Below are 16499 nucleotides of genomic sequence, written 5' to 3'. Positions count from 1 at the left end.
CAATATCTTCTCTCAGCCTATTTCTTATGATATATAAATAGTAAATCTCGATTTAAATAATTGACTTTTTTATGTATATCTTAACCAGGAATATGGGTAAAACACGTTAAAACCCGAATGTTAATTGAGTAAATAAAGTTGAATAAACATCAATTATGATTATAGGCTTGCGCTGAATAGTTTTATTTTCTCCGTAGTTGTGATAATCGTAATGCTTTATTCACTAACATTGCACAATAAAAATCTCAATTTTCCATAATATCCAGGGGCCGTGATATGAGAGGTCTGTAAACAGTAAATACCTATGGTGGTCGAAAGCGGAAATCGCTCAAACGTTTGATACTACCTTTCCTGAGAATATTCTTTCGACTTTAGGCTAAACGTCGAGGCGTAATGGCTGTATGACTGCCATGTAGGGTGAGGATCAATGAGTCAAACAATTATTTTTTTGCGTATTAATACGACAATTTATTGTACTTTTTACCCGAGATAAAACAAAAGAGCCGCGCATTAGCGAGACTCTTTTAGTGGTTACTGAAAAATAAAATTGATGGTTCCAGCAACCAGTAGCAGAAATACAGTATATTGTAAGTAGTACGCAGACATTGCTCTCATTTCTTCCTCCTTGCTGTTATGGTCTTTAATCAAGCAATATTTGCGCCATATCTAACTAATTGAAAAATAGTTTATTTTTATTATGGATAACTAAATTAGTGCCCCTATTTAGGGAGTCGGCACCATTTAGGAGCATATCGGGTATATCTCTCCTGGCAGATTTATTGTTTAGGCATTTAGTTTTGATTTGATTAATTATTAACACGACGACTTACTGGTGCTTTGAGAAGTGTAATAACACATGACATTAACTCTTAGAAAAAGGGTTTTTTTTAGTGCGTAGCTCTAATTTATGCATGTACATGGATGAATCGGCGGCGGCGAGTAGTTCATTAATCGGTGTATCTTTCTCTAAATTGCAATTAGCGTACCCCACGCTAAAATCAATATTATAACCACGCAATTCTTGGCTATTGCGTAATTCTAACGCATTCTTAAAGCGGCTTAATATTGCTGGCATATCACTACAACCTGATGCCGTGAGTAATGTGACAAATTCGTCACCACCCAATCGGGCGACAACATCTGTGTCACGGAAGAAAAACTGTAACTCCTCAGCGAAAGTCACTAATGCCTTATCACCTTCAGCATGACCATAACTGTCATTTATTTCTTTAAAATCATTTAGATCAAAGAAAATCAAAGTGGCAGGAATATTATTATGTGAGCAAAATGTTAATGCATGCTGAGCCAGAATTTCAAAGCCTCGACGGTTGGTTAACTGTGTTAGTTCGTCAATAGTTGCTAATTGAACGGCAGCAATTTCTTGCTCAGCCATTTTCGCTAAGTCACATAAAAGTTGTTGGTCGTATTCATCTAAAGAGCGCGGTTTAAGATCGATAATACAGAGTGTGCCAAGTTTACTGCCATTGGGAACAACCAGCGGACAACCCGCATAAAAACGAATGCCAGGATCGTCGGTAACGAGTGGGTTGTCACTAAAACGAAGGTCGTTAAGGGCATTGGGTACCAAAAGGATATCGTCACCTAAAATCGCATGACCACAAAAAGATATATCCCTGGGGGTTTCGCTGGTTTCCAGTCCGGGATGTGATTTAAACCATTGCCGGTTTACGTCGACGATAGATATAAGCGCTATTGGCACATTAAATAAACGTTTAGCTAAGCGGGTGATACGATCAAAGCGTTCTTCGGGAGAGGTATCGAGAATATTATAAGAGCGTAATGTAGCAATTCTCTTAGCCTCATCTTGAGGTATCGGGGGAGCTTGCATATTCATCGTCTCCTGTTACTTGTCTTATCCACTTAGCGCGAAGTGTCGCTAACAAAGATTAGCAGTAGTGACCAAAGACTACGGGGTGTGGCTACAAAACAACATCAAAAATAAATTTAACGCATTGAAAAATAGTTATTTTCTCATCAGTGAGATGACATTTTACAGACGTAAAACTCAATCCAAGAAGCTATTTATCCGTATCACAAATTACCAACTGTGGATCGGGTAGCTTTTATTACCATCAGTCTCAATTCCCAGGCCAAATGATCGCTTGTGCTGCAATTATCGTCTTTTTCTCTGGGTCATAAGCGATTGATTGTGAGCCGTATAATACATAGCCAAGCTTCAATTGATCAGACACTCGGTGACAAAATGATGAATCATCTGGTCCGGTAATCAGCCGGTATATTGGTAATCCATCTGGCGGCACAGTGTTCATATACATCCCCCATTTTGTTGATTAGTCGTGTGTATGCTTTTGTACATTCTCTCTGGCTGCGGCTTTGGCTTCTTCAGCCAACTGTTCAATTTGCTCTTCGGTAAGTTGTTCTGAAGCTTCATGAATTTTAGCCAAACCTTCATTAACTGTTGTTTCTTCGTGATTTTTATTAGACATAATGGATCCCATACAGCGTTGCATTTAATTTATACTATAGGTCATTTAACCCTATTAAGGGGTTTTATAATGAGTTAGTGGTTTTTAGGCTCGCCGAGTCAATATCAAACAGGCGCTGGGGGAGTAAACCTCCCCAAGAGTCACGAGTTGATGCAGGAATTTTTAATAAAAACCATCCCGATTTCTATTCAGGTTTCTTCGCAGAAAGTAAAAATAGCATAGGGCGTTCTTTCTCTTCATCCAATTCAGGATAATCTATAATTTGCTGTGTTGTTGGTCCCCATTCTTCGACATGCGTAATTATAAAACCTTGTTTTATCAAAAAATTAATATAAGTCCCTAATGTCCGATGCTGCTTGATAACGCCTTCTGCCAACCAGTTTGTTATACGTTCCCCTTCCGCCTGATAACTGTTCACCGGCCAGGATTTTTGCCCATTATCGGCAATTAACCAACCAGGTTGCTTTGCTGCGGTAAAGATAGGGTGTTCGGCGGAAAAAACAAAACTGCCCCCAGGAGTTAGTGCTTGATAAATCGTGGCAAACAGTGCTGGCAGTGCTTTTATATAATGCAATGTGAGTGAGCTATAGGCTAATTGGAACAGCTGTGGTGGTAGATGCAAATGTTCCAGGTCTTCCTGACGGTAAATAATGTTTTCGTCAGTGGTCATCTCTTTAGCGTGGTTTAACATTCGCGTTGAAACATCCAGACCTAAAACTTCGCTGGCACCTTGCGAGCGTGCGTAGCGACAAAACCAGCCATAGCCACAACCCAGATCTACAACTTTACTTCCTGACAGCGACGGCAGCATCTGGCGAATGGCTTCCCATTCTGGCGCGCCAGCCAATCCATCAACTGAACGGGGAAGTTGTGCATACCCTGAAAAAAATGCCTGATTATCATAAATATTCTGAGTCATTTCTCTTCTCCTTTAAATTAACTTTTTACTCCTGAATAAAAAACATCGACAGTTTAGCACTAATGAAAAGATATTGAATATATCAGAGCAGCCGCCAAATGTTATTCCTTTGTTATAAATACAAATGACTGAGATTAGCTAAAGCGATATTGAGATGTAATAACGGATAGTTAAAACTATTTAATATGGAGTGCGGAGTAAATTAATATTATGCGGATTCTGTTATTTATTGAGAAATAGCCTAAACTTTATACAGTACGTGTTGACGGACTTCGTTAACCGTTCGGGAAGGGTCACCTTCTGTTTGGTGTTGCCAAAGACTGATAAAGCGTGAATATACTGCGAGAGCAGGTAGCCACTATGCCAGATTAAGGCACTTTATCCCTGATTAGATGCTTCTCTTGAAGGAGATAGCGATGACTCCCGTACAAATACTGATTATTCTGGTGCTAACACTTTTTGCATTGTACCGCCAGTCGGTCAGCCACGAGGTGTCTTTAGGCCCCGCCCGTTTTAAATGGGCCTGGGTTTACGGGATGGTCGGCCTGGTAGTCGGTGGAACATATATGCCCGCTACGATGACTTCCTGGGTAGTTTTAGGTAGCGGAGTTTTATTTAGTATTGTTGTCGGTGTTTTGCAAGGTCGCCTTATAGAGATTTGGCGTGAACCTGATGGACGTATTTTTTGCAAGGGAACACCACTGACGATAACTTTATTTCTGCTATTGGTTGGTTCTAAATGGATTATAGGGACACTGCAATATCTTTATAATCAACCAACGGAACAAGGCGGGTTTGGTGAAATCCTGATCATGATTGCAGTCATGGCAGCATTTCAGGTCGAGATTGTCAGACGACGTATTCGGGTTTTATACCCGGATAACCCCGTTGATTCATTACCTGAAGGGCAGTAACAACGTTTATTTCAGCTAACAGCCGAGGACTGGCTGCTAGCTGAATATAAAGGACTCATTGACATCTTCGAAAAACGTGATCAGTCGACAATAAAAAGTCTGGCCCCTGAGATTGTAGATGAACGATGTGCTTCGGCGCCATCGGCAACCTGATAACTCATACCTGCCTTCAATATAAAGCTTCGCCCATCGTCCAATTCAGTGCTTAGTTCGCCTTCAAGGCACAGCAATATATGCCCTTTAGAACACCAATGGTCAGCTTTGTATCCAGCACTGTACTCAACCATACGGACTCTAACACGACCAAAAAGTTGTGTTCGCCAGTAGGCAACCCCTTGCTCCCCCTTATGCTCAGTTGTTTCTATTTCTGACCAATCGGTGATACCGAAGGGGATATCCACTATTTTCATTTAAATTACCTCTTTTTAATTCTGGCCGACCTTACATTAACTCACTATTAAAACGAATACACAGTCTATTACCTTATTGCCAATCCAACTTTTTATAAAGTGGGCCATACTGTGAGATATACGGTTAAATGGAGTTATCAAGCCTATGAATAATCCCACAATCTTCCAGTTTTTCCATTGGTACTATCCTGATGGCGGTAAATTATGGCAGGAGGTCTCAGATCAAGCCGCACATATTAGCCAACTTGGAATTAATATCGTTTGGCTTCCCCCCGCATATAAAGGTGCCTCAGGAGGATATTCTGTAGGATATGACACCTATGATTTGTTTGATCTGGGGGAGTTTGATCAGAAGGGGACTCAGTCGACTAAATATGGCGACAAAGAAGGATTACAGAATGCGATTAACCGATTGAAGGAGAATGGCATAAAAGTTCTTTTTGACGTCGTATTCAATCACAAGATGGGGGCGGATGAAAAAGAACAGGTCAGTGTCCGTAAAGTTAATCCTGATAACCGGACTGAAATGGACGATGATATTATCGATGCCCTTGCCTATACCCGTTTTACGTTTTCTGGCCGCAATGAAACTTATTCATCCTTTGTTTGGGATAAACAGTGTTTTACCGGTGTTGATTATATTGAAGAACCCTCAGATGAGGGGGTTTTTAAGATAGTAAACGATTATAGCGATGAGGGATGGAATACAGAGGTTGATGATGAGTTAGGTAATTTTGATTATCTGATGGGGGCGGATATTGATTTCCGTAATCCTGCCGTTATGGATGAGTTAAAATATTGGGGGAAATGGTTACTGGAGTCACTACCAATTGATGGTTTTAGATTGGATGCAGTAAAACATATCCCGGCATGGTTTTTTAAAGCATGGATAGAATATATACAAAATGAAACAGAACATGATTTACTGATTATTGCGGAGTATTGGTCCCCTGATATCGAAAAATTACAACAATATCTGGCACGGGTAGAAGGCAATGTAATGTTGTTCGACGTTGCTTTACATCACAAGTTTCACGAAGCGTCGAAACAGGGCGAAGATTTTGATTTAACGCAAATATTCAATGGCTCATTAATTGAAGTTGACCCGTCACATACCATTACGTTGGTGGCCAATCACGATACTCAGCCACTTCAGGCCCTGGAAGCACCTGTAGAACCTTGGTTTAAACCTTTGGCTTACGCGTTGATCTTAATACGAGAACAAGGTATTCCCTGTGTTTTTTACCCCGATCTTTTTGGTGCCAATTATGAAGATAACGGTGAAGATGGGGGGACTTATCAGATAGAGATGCCGGTTGTTGCTGAATTAGAGAGGCTAATTCAAGCCAGACAACGCTTCGCTCATGGCGCACAAACCGATTATTTTGATGATAAAAACTGTATTGCTTTTGTTCGTGCTGGTACGGCGGAGGCACCCGGTTGTGTGGTGATTCTTTCGAATGGCGCAGAAAGTGAAAAAACAATCGTCCTTGGTGAAGGTTTTGAAAATAAAGAGTTTGCTGATTACTTAGGTAATCGTCAGGATATTATTACTACAGATGAAGATGGTGGGGCGACATTTCCTGTTAATGGCGGGAGTATTAGCCTTTGGGTACAGAAAGAACTTCTGTAATCCGTATAATGAATATGTTCTTCAGAGAAGATGCCATATCATCTTGAGCTAGGCACTAAGTTGCTATGATTCACACAACTTAGCGCTTAGTCATTATTTCCTTAGCTTAATGATGGCTGATTAATTTGAAAGAAACGGATAATCTGGCGCAACTCCGCGCCTTGCTCCGTTAATGATTGTGCGGCGGCGGCGGCTTGTTCAACCAATGCGGCATTTTGTTGCGTAACTTGATCCATCTGTTCTACAGCGATACCGATCTCTTGAATACCAATGTGTTGCTCGTGTGATGCCGTCGATATCTCGCCAACGATATGAGCAACTTTCCCCACCGAGTCGACTATCTCGCCCATCGCTTGACTGGCATGGTCAGCGCGTTCTGAACCCGCATTAATTTTCTCAACCGTACCAACAATTAATTGCTTTATCTCTTTGGCTGCATTTGCACTTTTCTGTGCCAAAGTGCGTACTTCGCTTGCGACAACGGCAAATCCCTTACCTTCGGTGCCCGCTCGGGCGGCCTCAACTGCAGCATTTAACGCTAATATATTGGTTTGGAAGGCAATGCCTTCAATAACAGCAATAATATCGACGATCTTCCTTGAGCTTTTGGTGATTTCTTGCATACGAAGTAGCATTTCATCAACAATAATTCCGCCTTCTGTGGCGGTTGCTGCTGTATTAACCGCTAACTCACTTGCTTGCCGTGCATTCTCCGCATTCTGACGTACGGTTTGGGTGAGTTCCTGCATATTTGCTGAGGTTTGAATCAGAGAGGATGCTTGTTCCTCGGTACGTTGTGATAAGTCAGCATTACCCTGAGCAATCTGATTCGACGCCACAGAAATTGATTCGCTCCCATGCATGATCTCATTAATCGTTTTCTTCAACTGCCGGTTCATGATATTCAGGGAAGCCAGTAAGCTATTATTATCACCTGGGCGAAGTTTTATTTCAGTGGATAAGTTTCCGGCGGCGATATGGCCCATAATAGCCACAGCATAGGCCGGTTCTCCTCCCAATAAACGAGAAAAGTTGCGGGCAATCATGACAGCAAGCAGTGCAGAAATGAAAACAGCAAAGAGCAATAAAGCGATAAGTACGTTTTTGGCAGTATTAAAGCTTTGTTGACCATCCGTTGCAGCTTGTTCCCCACCTTGAACTTCCAGTACGACTAATTCAGCGAGGTCTTTCATCAACTGTGTGCGATATTTTCTTGATGTATCACCACTAACTTTAGTGGCTTCAGCTAATTGATTATTATTAACCGCATCAATAACGAGACTGTTTGCCTGAGAAAAGTGGTCAAAATCTGACATTATTCTCTTGAATAGTTCGGAGTGATTGTAACCTTCGGGTAATTTCAGAAATCTATCTTGCGCGGCACGAAAGTTGTCTACGGCTTGTAATATCTCCAGACGGTGTCCTTCGCGCTCTTTTTCTGTCGATGAGGCGATATACTGAACCTGCTGCAGGCGCAATTCGGCTAAAACGCCTCGCATCTCTAATGCATAGCGAACACCCGGTAACCAACTGTCGCGATAGGCTTCCAGCCTGGCGTTATTACTGCTTAACTGTGATAGTGCCACAGCACCTAGCAATAACATCATAACAATAACAACCGAAAAGCCTGAGAGTAACTTTGTCAAAATGGATAGGTCGGAGAACTTTTTCATGAACATTACGTATATTAAATAAGAGGTGCAATGTATAACGGCAAATAAAATGAATTCTTGATGTAATAAAACTACTTAATTTGATTTTTTAAGCATTTTATTTGAATGTACAAAATACAGGATAATGTTGCTTTTTGAGCTAAATTTATCATTTTTTAGATAAAGTCATAGATGATTTGTCTTATAATTTAGTTATCGCTTTATCTTATGCTATTTAATTGTGGATGTTCAATACGGTTCTTTTTTTAAATTAACTATTTATTAACTTCATTTCTGCTGTTTATGATGTTTTTAGACTGACATTTTATGTTTTCTGCATTCCTTTTTTTCTTGTAAGTGGGTCTTAATGGTTTTTAAGGAGTGTGCTAAGCTCGGACTATCAAAACTTTAGGTGGTTAATCATGGTCTTTGTCATTCTTTGGTTTGCTATTGCAGGATTAAGTGAGTACTTAGTCTGGGGATCTCCACTCTTGGCGGTGTCTCTGGCCTTGCTTTTTGTGGTGCTCGGCGGGTACTGGGTTTACAGAGTCAGAAAAATTCAAGTAAGTGATATACCTTCTGATGAAGTCAGATCAAAATCTATCAGTAATTTGAATCTCACCTTCTCTGTGGCGCTGTTGGCTATTCATGCGCTTGTTTTATTACTATTGCGCTGATAATGGTATGGTTTTCGTTAACTATGCCATTGGTTCCAGGCAGCTATAAGTATCCAGGCGGCGATGGCCCAACATAACACAGCCGCGGTCAATGCGAGTGGTAGGCGTAAATAGTCAATTAAAAAATAAAGCGATATCAAATAGATAAAGTAGGGAATGATAGCCCATAAACCGAATATAATTGTTATGCGCAGTGCTTCGATATTGCGCTCATGGCCAACAATATAGTGTGCGATGAGGGCGAAAGTAGGGAATAACGGGATTAAACCAGCAATATAGTAATTGCGCGTCTTCGATAATAGCCCAATCAATACCACAACTATGGCGCCGATCAGTGCTTTAAGTAACAGTCCCATCGCAATCCCGAAAAATTTAAAAAAGCTGCCAATAGAATATATTTCAATGAAAAACAAAGAAATTCCTATATATGGCAGCGGAGCAAAATAAGACTCTATATCTTGATAAGCTATTGACGATAGCCGTTCTTGATTTGTGCCAGGGTATTGGTGAAAACTTCAGCTTGAGCAGTGTCTTCGATACCGGCAATGGAACGTTCGATATTTAAGATTACTTTCCCAGCATCGGCTTGGCCGATCGCTTTTAGCAATAGAGTCAATGTTGCTTTCAAACATGCAACTTCATTTGCTAAAGTTTCTGGGTCAGCAGAAGTGGTAAAGTCTGGATTACTCATTTTTTTTCCTGAAGTGATAGCTTACCTGTGAACAAAGTGATGTGGGCTAACCCAGTATAGCAGTGAACATTCGCGGCATTATTAAACAGTTATAGCATTATATCATAAACTGATGGTCAGCTTTGATAACATGTGCTTAATCTTTAGTTTGTGGCGCAAAATGTGGTCGAAGGCGAGCAGGGGATAGGTATGTCTGGAAGATGCTTCCTCTGACTATGTAAGTATTATCTTAATTAAGTGAGTTTTGTTCATAAAAATCATACCATTTCTGAATGAGTAATTTTGTGTCAAAAATCACTCATTTTGAGCGTGAATAAGAGATAAACAATAAATAAACAAAACTAAGAATAATTCCTATGCCGCAAAATTAGAACGGAAATAGCCGATCCTGTGTGGTATCAATATGTTGTGTTTTTTCATGTAAAAATAAGTTTCGGGATGTCAGCAATTACTGTTTGCATGAATAGCAGTGTAATGCCAAGAAAACTCTTAAAAAAACTTTTCTTTTTTATCATGTCGTTAATTGATATGTCAGCGATTTTATGTACATAGTCGAAATGATGATAAAAATAATATCTGTCAAACAATATAGATATGAATTTGCAATTATTCTGTATTCATTCTTTGGTCGAAAACAAGTAATATCATTGTCGTAAACAAAGCGTGATTAGGTTACTCCCTTATTTTTGGAGAATTTTCTTTGATTAGCGTTCTTCTTGTTGATGACCACGAACTGGTGCGCGCAGGGATTCGACGCATTCTTGAAGATATCAAGGGTATCAAAGTAGCGGGCGAGATGCAGTGTGGTGAAGATGCGGTAAAATGGTGCCGTAGCCATGTTGTTGATATCGTTTTGATGGATATGAATATGCCCGGTATCGGCGGGTTGGAAGCAACTCGTAAGATTTTGCGTTTTTCTCCAGATACTAAAGTTATCATGCTAACCATCCATACTGAAAATCCGCTGCCCGCAAAAGTCATGCAGGCTGGTGCCGGTGGGTATTTAAGTAAGGGGGCAGCACCTCAGGATGTTGTTACGGCTATCCGTGCGGTTCATTCGGGGCAACGCTACATTGCTTCTGATATTGCGCAGCAGATGGCCTTGGGTCAGTTAGAGCCTCCAGCCGAAACGCCTTTTAGTTGTTTATCAGAGCGTGAGTTACAAATTATGCTCATGATAACGAAAGGCCAAAAGGTGAACGACATTTCGGAACAACTTCATCTGAGTCCGAAAACGGTGAACAGCTATCGCTACCGGATGTTTAGCAAGCTTAATATAAGTGGTGACGTTGAATTGACCCATCTGGCCATTCGCCACGGTCTGTTTAACGCGGAGACGTTGTCTAATAGTGACTGATTGTTTCGATTCTAAAGAGTTTTTGAAAACTGTCACCAGCCAACCTGGTGTTTACCGTATGTATGATAAGACGGGGACAGTTATTTATGTCGGCAAAGCAAAAGACCTCAAGAAACGTCTGACGAGTTATTTCCGTGCTCAGGTTGCCAGTCGAAAAACAGAGACCTTGGTTAAGAATATTGCTCAAATTGATGTGACCGTGACACATACAGAAACGGAAGCACTGCTGCTTGAGCATAACTATATCAAGCTTTATCAGCCTCGTTACAACGTACTGTTGCGTGATGATAAGTCATATCCTCTTATTTTCTTGAGTGCGGATACTCACCCGCGCTTAGCTATTCATCGCGGTGCTAAGCATGAGAAGGGTGAGTATTTTGGCCCGTTCCCGAACTCTTATGCTGTCCGCGAAACCTTGGCATTATTGCAAAAACTTTTTCCAGTAAGGCAGTGTGAAAACAGTGTCTACCGCAATCGTTCACGGCCTTGTCTGCAATATCAGATTGGCCGTTGTTCAGGCCCTTGTGTTGCAGGTCTTGTGAGCGATGATGAGTACCAACGCCAGGTTGATTATGTGCGTTTGTTCCTCTCGGGCAAAGACCAACAGGTACTGACACAACTGATTTCCCGGATGGAGGAAGCCAGTCAATCGTTGCATTTCGAAGATGCGGCGCGTATTCGAGATCAAATACAAGCAGTAAGGCGAGTTACTGAACAGCAATTCGTTTCGGGCGACAATGAAGATCTTGATGTTATCGGTGTGGCGTTTGATGCCGGGTTAGCTTGTGTCCATGTGCTATTTATTCGACAAGGGAAAGTGCTGGGAAGCCGGAGTTACTTCCCGAAAGTTCCTGCTGGGACTGAGCTCAGTGAAGTCGTTCAGACCTTTGTTGGGCAGTTTTATTTGCAAGGAAGCCAGGGGCGAACGCTCCCAGGTGAGATCTTGCTGGACTTTACCCTAGAGGAAAAGGATCTGCTGGCTTCCTCTCTTTCTGAGTTGGCCGGAAGAAAAATTCAGATCCAAAGCCGTCCTCGGGGGGATCGAGCGCGTTACCTTAAACTTGCGCGCACAAATGCCTCTACTGCGTTGATTACTCGTTTATCGCAGCAATCAACAATACATCAGCGAATGAAAGAGTTAGCCAAGATTCTTAATCTTGATGAGATCAATCGTATGGAATGTTTTGATATCAGCCATACGATGGGAGAGCAGACTGTCGCGTCTTGTGTCGTATTTGATGCAAATGGTCCTGTACGTTCGGAATATAGACGCTACAATATTAGTGGCATAACGCCCGGTGATGATTATGCGGCGATGTCTCAAGTGCTTAAACGTCGATATGGTAAGGCATTAGATGACAAAAAAATTCCTGATGTTATTTTCATTGACGGAGGGAAAGGCCAGCTGTCTCAGGCTTTTGACGTGTTTGCTTCTCTCACCGTTGAGTGGGATAAGCAAAAACCATTATTGGTCGGCGTTGCTAAGGGAAGTGATCGAAAAGCGGGGCTGGAAACATTGTTCCTGGAGGCGCAAGGGGAGGGGTTCTCGTTGCCACCAGATTCACCAGCATTGCATTTGATTCAACATATCCGAGATGACTCGCATAACCATGCTATCACCGGACATAGGCAGCGTCGTGCTAAAGTAAAAAATACCAGTGCATTAGAAACGATAGAGGGAGTTGGCCCTAAACGGCGGCAAATTTTGCTGAAGTATATGGGGGGACTGCAACCTTTACTGAATGCTAGCGTCGAGGAAATTGCAAAAGTGCCGAGTATTTCACAAGCATTGGCAGAAAAAATCTACAATGCATTGAAACACTGAGGCTAATGTTGCACCATACTCATAATATCCACCCCAGCCAGATAGTTATCGTAGCATTATGCAATTGAATATACCGACTTGGCTTACCCTGTTTCGTGTTGTACTCATCCCATTCTTCGTTCTGGCGTTTTATCTGCCATTCGTTTGGGCTCCGATGGTTTGTGCCATCATATTTGTGTTTGCAGCAGCAACCGATTGGTTTGATGGCTTTTTAGCGCGCCGCTGGAAACAAACTACCCGTTTTGGGGCTTTTCTTGACCCTGTGGCGGATAAAGTTATGGTTGCCATCGCATTAGTGTTGGTCGCTGAGCATTATCATGTCTGGTGGATCACTCTACCGGCGGCAACTATGATTGCCCGTGAAATCATCATTTCTTCCCTGCGTGAGTGGATGGCTGAAATCGGTAAGCGCAGCAGTGTTGCGGTGTCATGGATTGGTAAAGTGAAAACCACGGCTCAAATGGGTTCGCTGGTTGGCTTGCTTTGGCGCCCAGACCATAATGTTGAGCTCGCCAGCTTTGTTCTTCTCTACATTGCTGCGGTACTGACATTCTGGTCAATGTTTCAATATTTAAACGCCGCCTGGAATGATTTGCTCGAACCTTGATCGAAGCGCCGCAAAAAGCAGCAAACGAACACATTAGTCAGATAATTTTATTGACTCATTGCGTCAGGTAAGTAGAATGCATCGCATCAGACGGCAGCAACGAAATGTCGAAAGATAGCAAAAGAATCAGTAAGTTCTGATGTTGCGGGAATAGCTCAGTTGGTAGAGCACGACCTTGCCAAGGTCGGGGTCGCGAGTTCGAGTCTCGTTTCCCGCTCCAAATTAGTAGGTTGGCTTAAGGCGAACCTCAGCTGTAAAGGCAAAGAAGAATAAGGCGCGTTGGCAGAGTGGCCATGCTACGGATTGCAAATCCGTCTACCTCGGTTCGACTCCGGGACGCGCCTCCAGTTTTCCAGAGCCCGGGTGGTGAAATCGGTAGACACAAGGGATTTAAAATCCCTCGGCTTATGGCTGTGCGGGTTCAAGTCCCGCCCCGGGCACCATGGAAAATATTCTAAGTAAAACAAAGTAGTATGAGTATGTCGTTAACCGCCGAGAGGCGGTTTTTTTGTGCCTAAAATCACCTTTCATAATATCTCTTCATAATATTATTTCTGCTTTACTGGTCTCCTACCGCTGGCACTATCGCAATTTTACGATCATATCGTGCTGTTTGAGCTGCATTCTTGTGTCCTGATATCGCCTGTTTGTCACTGAGTGAACCCTCAAGATCAGAAACCCCTTTAGCTTTCAGGTCATGGAAGGTGAAATTAAAATCCAGCTCAGGGTGCGCTTCTTTTGCTGCTTCTTTGGCTTTGCGCCATCGACTATTAAAACCGTCGCGTGTATACCGCAGTCCCGTTCGTTGGCGAATGATGTAGATACTGCTGATACCCGGCTGTAAGGACAGGGACTCAGCCAGCGCGATAGCGTCACGTAATCGCTCCGACCATTCCTTGATTTGTTTTGCCCCTGTCTTACCCTGCCTGATGTATATACCTGACTCTCTGAATTGATCCTTGCGTAATGAAAGCACATCAACCTGTCTTGCGAGGCACAAGTACGCTACCTGAATTCGTTGGTACCACTTGGGGCGATAGTGGGTTGTATGCCCTAGCTCTTAAGCGTGAGTTGCGGATCTGTAAGGGGCGGCTCGATGAGGTTATTAGCTGGCGGCAGAACGCCACCCGGAAGCAATGAAAAAGGATCGGACATTAACGTTATATAAATGGAGTTAATAACTTGTAAATAAAGGCTTGATAGCGTCAGCTTTTAACTGTATAAAAAAACAGGTCATTAATTTATTGTTAAGTACAATACGTTAATAATTAGAAAGATAATTAATTCACAAGGAGTGATTATATGGTAGTTCGCTTATCTGCATTAATTGTTGCTTTGACTGTATCGTTCTCTTCGGTTGCAGCAACTTCACAAGAAGATATCCAAGGAGCTAAGGTAGTGACTATGGCTACCGAAACAATATCCGGCCATCTTAATATTGCAAATGGCCGTAACTGTTTGGATGAGAATACCCAAGGTAAGCCCACCTTGTTAGCCTGTGATAGCGTGGCAAAGGCCAGTTCAGAAAAAAACACCGTCCATTACATCGTGTTGAAAAGTGGGCAGTGTTTGTCAGATGAAGGTGGCTCAACTCCGGTCATGGCAACCTGTGATTATCAGAACACAAAACAACAGTGGAAAGCTCTTCAAGGTGTTGGTTCGGATGTGCGAAATGTGGCGTCAAATAAGTGCCTGACAACTGCAGGGTTGGACAAGTCGGTGACGATGGCTACATGTGCTGGCCTGCCAGCTCAGAATTGGAAATTACCTCAGTAAAGTAGCATTACAGGTGGCATTCCTTGAGTGCCATCGATAATGGTGCGGATATATAAGATTTTCCTTAATTTAATGCCATTACCAATGGAAATAAGAATTATTATTAACAGCGGTTAAACAAACCAACTTATTTGATTGATTAGTGGACTTGATGAATTAATGATTAGGGTGGCTATTGCAGGTTATTAAAAGCAATCGTCGCATCGTCCGTCACTTTAGGCGGCTAATCATGGAGGAAGTTACGATGAAAGATATGTTAAAAGGCTTACTGTTAGTTAGTGTTATGTCGCTATCTGCGGGTGCTATGGCTGAAGAATGTAATCCATCCAGCAAGTGGTGGCCGTATTGTAATGATCCTGCAACGGGGCCTGATGTTGGCACTCCTGAACATGGACACTGTCAAGCTAACGGCGGATGCACTAATAATTAAATAGTTGAAGATTCCCTATATTGGGAGTCACATTTTATGTGTTAAATATTATTATCAAACCGCCTACGGCGGTTTTTTATTGGAGTAAACAAATGACCAAACCAGATTGGGAGGCCATCGAATCGGCGTACCGAGCTGGCTTGATGTCATTGCGTGAAATAGCCTCACAACACAAATGTCTTTGCCAGCGAGGGCGTGAGCGGCTTATCGTTGGCCCACATATGGGCCTCAGCCATGGTGTCAGCCAACATTTGCGTGGTACGGATGTAGTTTTCAAAGGCAAATAGCGGATAATCAGAGCAGGAGCGGGAACCCAAGAGGCGATAGCCATTTTTACGGATCAGGGTGGTAACATTTGTTATGGTGCCGGATTGCTACGCGCGGGCAGGTGATGGGGGCTGTGTGAGGGATAGCACAAAATAAGGTGGCACTATTACTGATTAAGTAATAGTGCCACTATTTATAGAAACAAATAAGGATGATTACATACTCGGCGCTGCACTTTTGTATTTTGCGTCAGGCGTCGGTTTTGCACCTAATGAACGACGGAACTCGTCAAGAGACATACAGGCACATATATCCCCATTTTTATTGACGCAAGCCACTTGCGCATAATCCGTTACCCCCAGACCACCCGAACTACCAGGATTACCACCTTTTTTAAATGCGATAAATGCTTCGACATAAATAATAAAAGCTCTTATGCCTTTACCATTTTTGATGACCTCATCTAGGGAGACTCCGGTTCTACCAGAGAAATAGGTTTGTGCCCATAGTGAAAATTCACCTGTGTAGAGCATGCCGCCATAAATCAGGAAATGATGACCATCAATTGCGGATAGAGCGCTTTGAGCCTGTTGATAATTAATAAACTTTGTTTTTTCGGATTCTAAGTCGGCCTTACTTCTTTTAAATTCAATTAATACCCATTTATTGCCCTGAGTAAATATATTGTCACCGGCTTTCTCGTGATTGCCATCTAATGGGGCTATAGCAGCTGTGTCACTCAAATATTTAGCCACGAAATAGTATTCAACGGTTTTTTCCCACCATATCATGGTGCCAGCGGTTTTATCTTGCCCGAACATTACAGCTCCTATTGCTGTTATCTGGATGATAAATATAACTATACATCTATTT

The 16499-nt window shown here is 42.2% G+C and carries 18 protein-coding genes, 3 tRNA genes and 2 pseudogenes; 12 read left to right on the top strand and 11 right to left on the bottom strand.

Going from position 1 to position 16499, the window contains the following annotated elements:
• Positions 1–862: 862 nt before the first annotated feature.
• The 4 genes from V1955_RS12680 to V1955_RS12665 form a co-directional block, all read right to left on the bottom strand.
• Positions 863–1855, bottom strand: coding sequence for a sensor domain-containing diguanylate cyclase (locus V1955_RS12680; RefSeq protein ID WP_102970429.1), 993 nt, complete (start codon positions 1853–1855; stop codon positions 863–865).
• Between the two features lie 244 nt (positions 1856–2099).
• Entirely contained in the window at positions 2100–2291 is a 192-nt protein-coding gene (locus V1955_RS12675; protein ID WP_083159121.1) for a DUF1737 domain-containing protein, read from the bottom strand.
• Positions 2292–2312: 21 nt separating this feature from the next.
• Positions 2313–2480, bottom strand: coding sequence for a hypothetical protein (locus V1955_RS12670; protein WP_372569050.1), 168 nt, complete (start codon positions 2478–2480; stop codon positions 2313–2315).
• Between the two features lie 172 nt (positions 2481–2652).
• Positions 2653–3387, bottom strand: coding sequence for a class I SAM-dependent methyltransferase (locus tag V1955_RS12665; RefSeq protein ID WP_083159120.1), 735 nt, complete (start codon positions 3385–3387; stop codon positions 2653–2655).
• 416 nt (positions 3388–3803) lie between these two features.
• On the opposite strand from V1955_RS12665, the gene V1955_RS12660 reads away from it, so the two are divergent.
• The gene (locus V1955_RS12660; protein ID WP_083159119.1) at positions 3804–4301 is read left to right on the top strand and encodes a hypothetical protein; all 498 of its coding nucleotides are present in this window, start codon (positions 3804–3806) and stop codon (positions 4299–4301) included.
• 80 nt (positions 4302–4381) lie between these two features.
• Here V1955_RS12660 and V1955_RS12655 read toward each other — a convergent pair whose 3' ends face one another.
• Positions 4382–4711, bottom strand: coding sequence for a DHCW motif cupin fold protein (locus V1955_RS12655; RefSeq protein WP_083159118.1), 330 nt, complete (start codon positions 4709–4711; stop codon positions 4382–4384).
• Positions 4712–4856: 145 nt separating this feature from the next.
• Here V1955_RS12655 and amyA point away from each other — a divergent pair, with 145 nt between their 5' ends.
• Positions 4857–6344 carry an alpha-amylase gene (amyA, locus tag V1955_RS12650; RefSeq protein WP_083159117.1) on the top strand — a complete coding sequence of 496 codons (1488 nt, stop codon included), beginning with the start codon at positions 4857–4859 and terminating at the stop codon, positions 6342–6344.
• A gap of 101 nt (positions 6345–6445) precedes the next feature.
• Here amyA and V1955_RS12645 read toward each other — a convergent pair whose 3' ends face one another.
• Positions 6446–8017 carry a methyl-accepting chemotaxis protein gene (locus V1955_RS12645; RefSeq protein WP_372569053.1) on the bottom strand — a complete coding sequence of 524 codons (1572 nt, stop codon included), beginning with the start codon at positions 8015–8017 and terminating at the stop codon, positions 6446–6448.
• Positions 8018–8418: 401 nt separating this feature from the next.
• Here V1955_RS12645 and V1955_RS12640 point away from each other — a divergent pair, with 401 nt between their 5' ends.
• Entirely contained in the window at positions 8419–8673 is a 255-nt protein-coding gene (locus tag V1955_RS12640) for a hypothetical protein (protein WP_083159115.1), read from the top strand.
• 17 nt (positions 8674–8690) lie between these two features.
• On the opposite strand, the gene V1955_RS12635 is transcribed toward V1955_RS12640, so the two are convergent.
• On the bottom strand, positions 8691–9029 hold the full coding sequence (locus V1955_RS12635) for a GlpM family protein (protein WP_083163697.1): 339 nt from the start codon (positions 9027–9029) through the stop codon (positions 8691–8693).
• Positions 9030–9139: 110 nt separating this feature from the next.
• Positions 9140–9364, bottom strand: a complete 225-nt coding sequence (locus V1955_RS12630) for a DUF2594 family protein (RefSeq protein ID WP_083159114.1) — start codon at positions 9362–9364, stop codon at positions 9140–9142.
• Positions 9365–10064: 700 nt separating this feature from the next.
• Between V1955_RS12630 and uvrY the strand changes: the two genes are divergently transcribed.
• The 6 genes from uvrY (at position 10065) to V1955_RS12600 (ending at position 13596) form a co-directional block, all read left to right on the top strand.
• Positions 10065–10721 carry a UvrY/SirA/GacA family response regulator transcription factor gene (gene uvrY / locus V1955_RS12625; protein ID WP_083159113.1) on the top strand — a complete coding sequence of 219 codons (657 nt, stop codon included), beginning with the start codon at positions 10065–10067 and terminating at the stop codon, positions 10719–10721.
• Positions 10714–12546, top strand: a complete 1833-nt coding sequence (gene uvrC / locus V1955_RS12620; protein ID WP_442820958.1) for an excinuclease ABC subunit UvrC — start codon at positions 10714–10716, stop codon at positions 12544–12546. Before uvrY ends, uvrC begins: the two co-directional genes overlap by 8 nt.
• Before the next feature lie 58 nt (positions 12547–12604).
• Complete coding sequence (gene pgsA / locus V1955_RS12615) at positions 12605–13153, top strand: CDP-diacylglycerol--glycerol-3-phosphate 3-phosphatidyltransferase (RefSeq protein WP_083159111.1); 549 nt, start codon at positions 12605–12607, stop codon at positions 13151–13153.
• A 144-nt stretch (positions 13154–13297) separates the two neighbouring features.
• Positions 13298–13373, top strand: a tRNA-Gly gene (locus V1955_RS12610).
• A 53-nt stretch (positions 13374–13426) separates the two neighbouring features.
• Positions 13427–13500 (top strand) — tRNA-Cys (locus V1955_RS12605).
• Positions 13501–13510: 10 nt separating this feature from the next.
• Positions 13511–13596: transfer RNA gene (locus V1955_RS12600), tRNA-Leu, on the top strand.
• Between the two features lie 116 nt (positions 13597–13712).
• On the opposite strand, the pseudogene V1955_RS12595 reads toward V1955_RS12600, so the two are convergent.
• Positions 13713–14168 (bottom strand): annotated as a pseudogene (locus tag V1955_RS12595) (tyrosine-type recombinase/integrase); the annotation flags it as partial.
• Between V1955_RS12595 and lysC the strand changes: the two are divergent.
• From lysC to V1955_RS12580, 3 genes are all read left to right on the top strand, one after another.
• Positions 14120–14293 carry an Rz1-like lysis system protein LysC gene (gene lysC / locus V1955_RS12590; protein WP_420073916.1) on the top strand — a complete coding sequence of 58 codons (174 nt, stop codon included), beginning with the start codon at positions 14120–14122 and terminating at the stop codon, positions 14291–14293. The pseudogene V1955_RS12595 and the gene lysC sit on opposite strands and share 49 nt — an antisense overlap.
• Positions 14294–14455: 162 nt before the next feature.
• Positions 14456–14929 carry a ricin-type beta-trefoil lectin domain protein gene (locus tag V1955_RS12585; protein ID WP_083159110.1) on the top strand — a complete coding sequence of 158 codons (474 nt, stop codon included), beginning with the start codon at positions 14456–14458 and terminating at the stop codon, positions 14927–14929.
• 244 nt (positions 14930–15173) lie between these two features.
• Positions 15174–15359, top strand: a complete 186-nt coding sequence (locus V1955_RS12580; protein ID WP_372558812.1) for a hypothetical protein — start codon at positions 15174–15176, stop codon at positions 15357–15359.
• A gap of 170 nt (positions 15360–15529) precedes the next feature.
• Here V1955_RS12580 and V1955_RS12575 read toward each other — a convergent pair.
• Together V1955_RS12575 and V1955_RS12570 are read right to left on the bottom strand one after the other, a co-directional pair.
• Positions 15530–15715: pseudogene (locus tag V1955_RS12575) on the bottom strand (phage tail protein); the annotation flags it as partial.
• A 126-nt stretch (positions 15716–15841) separates the two neighbouring features.
• Positions 15842–16447, bottom strand: a complete 606-nt coding sequence (locus V1955_RS12570; RefSeq protein WP_083159108.1) for a hypothetical protein — start codon at positions 16445–16447, stop codon at positions 15842–15844.
• Between the last annotated feature and the right edge of the window lie 52 nt (positions 16448–16499).

Source organism: Yersinia sp. 2545 StPb PI, from assembly GCF_052217125.1.
Classification (GTDB): domain Bacteria; phylum Pseudomonadota; class Gammaproteobacteria; order Enterobacterales; family Enterobacteriaceae; genus Yersinia; species Yersinia enterocolitica_E.
The sequence above is the reverse complement of the archived record's forward strand: the minus strand, read 5'-3'. Positions and strand labels throughout refer to the sequence as shown.

What these genes read in the sequence shown, in the direction of transcription:
- V1955_RS12680 (WP_102970429.1), bottom strand. Translation starts at nt 1,855, where the DNA reads ATGAATATGCAAGCTCCCCCGATACCTCAAGATGAGGCTAAGAGAATT.
- V1955_RS12675 (WP_083159121.1), bottom strand. Translation starts at nt 2,291, where the DNA reads ATGAACACTGTGCCGCCAGATGGATTACCAATATACCGGCTGATTACC.
- V1955_RS12670 (WP_372569050.1), bottom strand. Translation starts at nt 2,480, where the DNA reads ATGGGATCCATTATGTCTAATAAAAATCACGAAGAAACAACAGTTAAT.
- V1955_RS12665 (WP_083159120.1), bottom strand. Translation starts at nt 3,387, where the DNA reads ATGACTCAGAATATTTATGATAATCAGGCATTTTTTTCAGGGTATGCA.
- V1955_RS12660 (WP_083159119.1), top strand. Translation starts at nt 3,804, where the DNA reads ATGACTCCCGTACAAATACTGATTATTCTGGTGCTAACACTTTTTGCA.
- V1955_RS12655 (WP_083159118.1), bottom strand. Translation starts at nt 4,711, where the DNA reads ATGAAAATAGTGGATATCCCCTTCGGTATCACCGATTGGTCAGAAATA.
- amyA (WP_083159117.1), top strand. Translation starts at nt 4,857, where the DNA reads ATGAATAATCCCACAATCTTCCAGTTTTTCCATTGGTACTATCCTGAT.
- V1955_RS12645 (WP_372569053.1), bottom strand. Translation starts at nt 8,017, where the DNA reads ATGAAAAAGTTCTCCGACCTATCCATTTTGACAAAGTTACTCTCAGGC.
- V1955_RS12640 (WP_083159115.1), top strand. Translation starts at nt 8,419, where the DNA reads ATGGTCTTTGTCATTCTTTGGTTTGCTATTGCAGGATTAAGTGAGTAC.
- V1955_RS12635 (WP_083163697.1), bottom strand. Translation starts at nt 9,029, where the DNA reads ATGGGACTGTTACTTAAAGCACTGATCGGCGCCATAGTTGTGGTATTG.
- V1955_RS12630 (WP_083159114.1), bottom strand. Translation starts at nt 9,364, where the DNA reads ATGAGTAATCCAGACTTTACCACTTCTGCTGACCCAGAAACTTTAGCA.
- pgsA (WP_083159111.1), top strand. Translation starts at nt 12,605, where the DNA reads ATGCAATTGAATATACCGACTTGGCTTACCCTGTTTCGTGTTGTACTC.
- lysC (WP_420073916.1), top strand. Translation starts at nt 14,120, where the DNA reads ATGAAAGCACATCAACCTGTCTTGCGAGGCACAAGTACGCTACCTGAA.
- V1955_RS12585 (WP_083159110.1), top strand. Translation starts at nt 14,456, where the DNA reads ATGGTAGTTCGCTTATCTGCATTAATTGTTGCTTTGACTGTATCGTTC.
- V1955_RS12580 (WP_372558812.1), top strand. Translation starts at nt 15,174, where the DNA reads ATGAAAGATATGTTAAAAGGCTTACTGTTAGTTAGTGTTATGTCGCTA.
- V1955_RS12570 (WP_083159108.1), bottom strand. Translation starts at nt 16,447, where the DNA reads ATGTTCGGGCAAGATAAAACCGCTGGCACCATGATATGGTGGGAAAAA.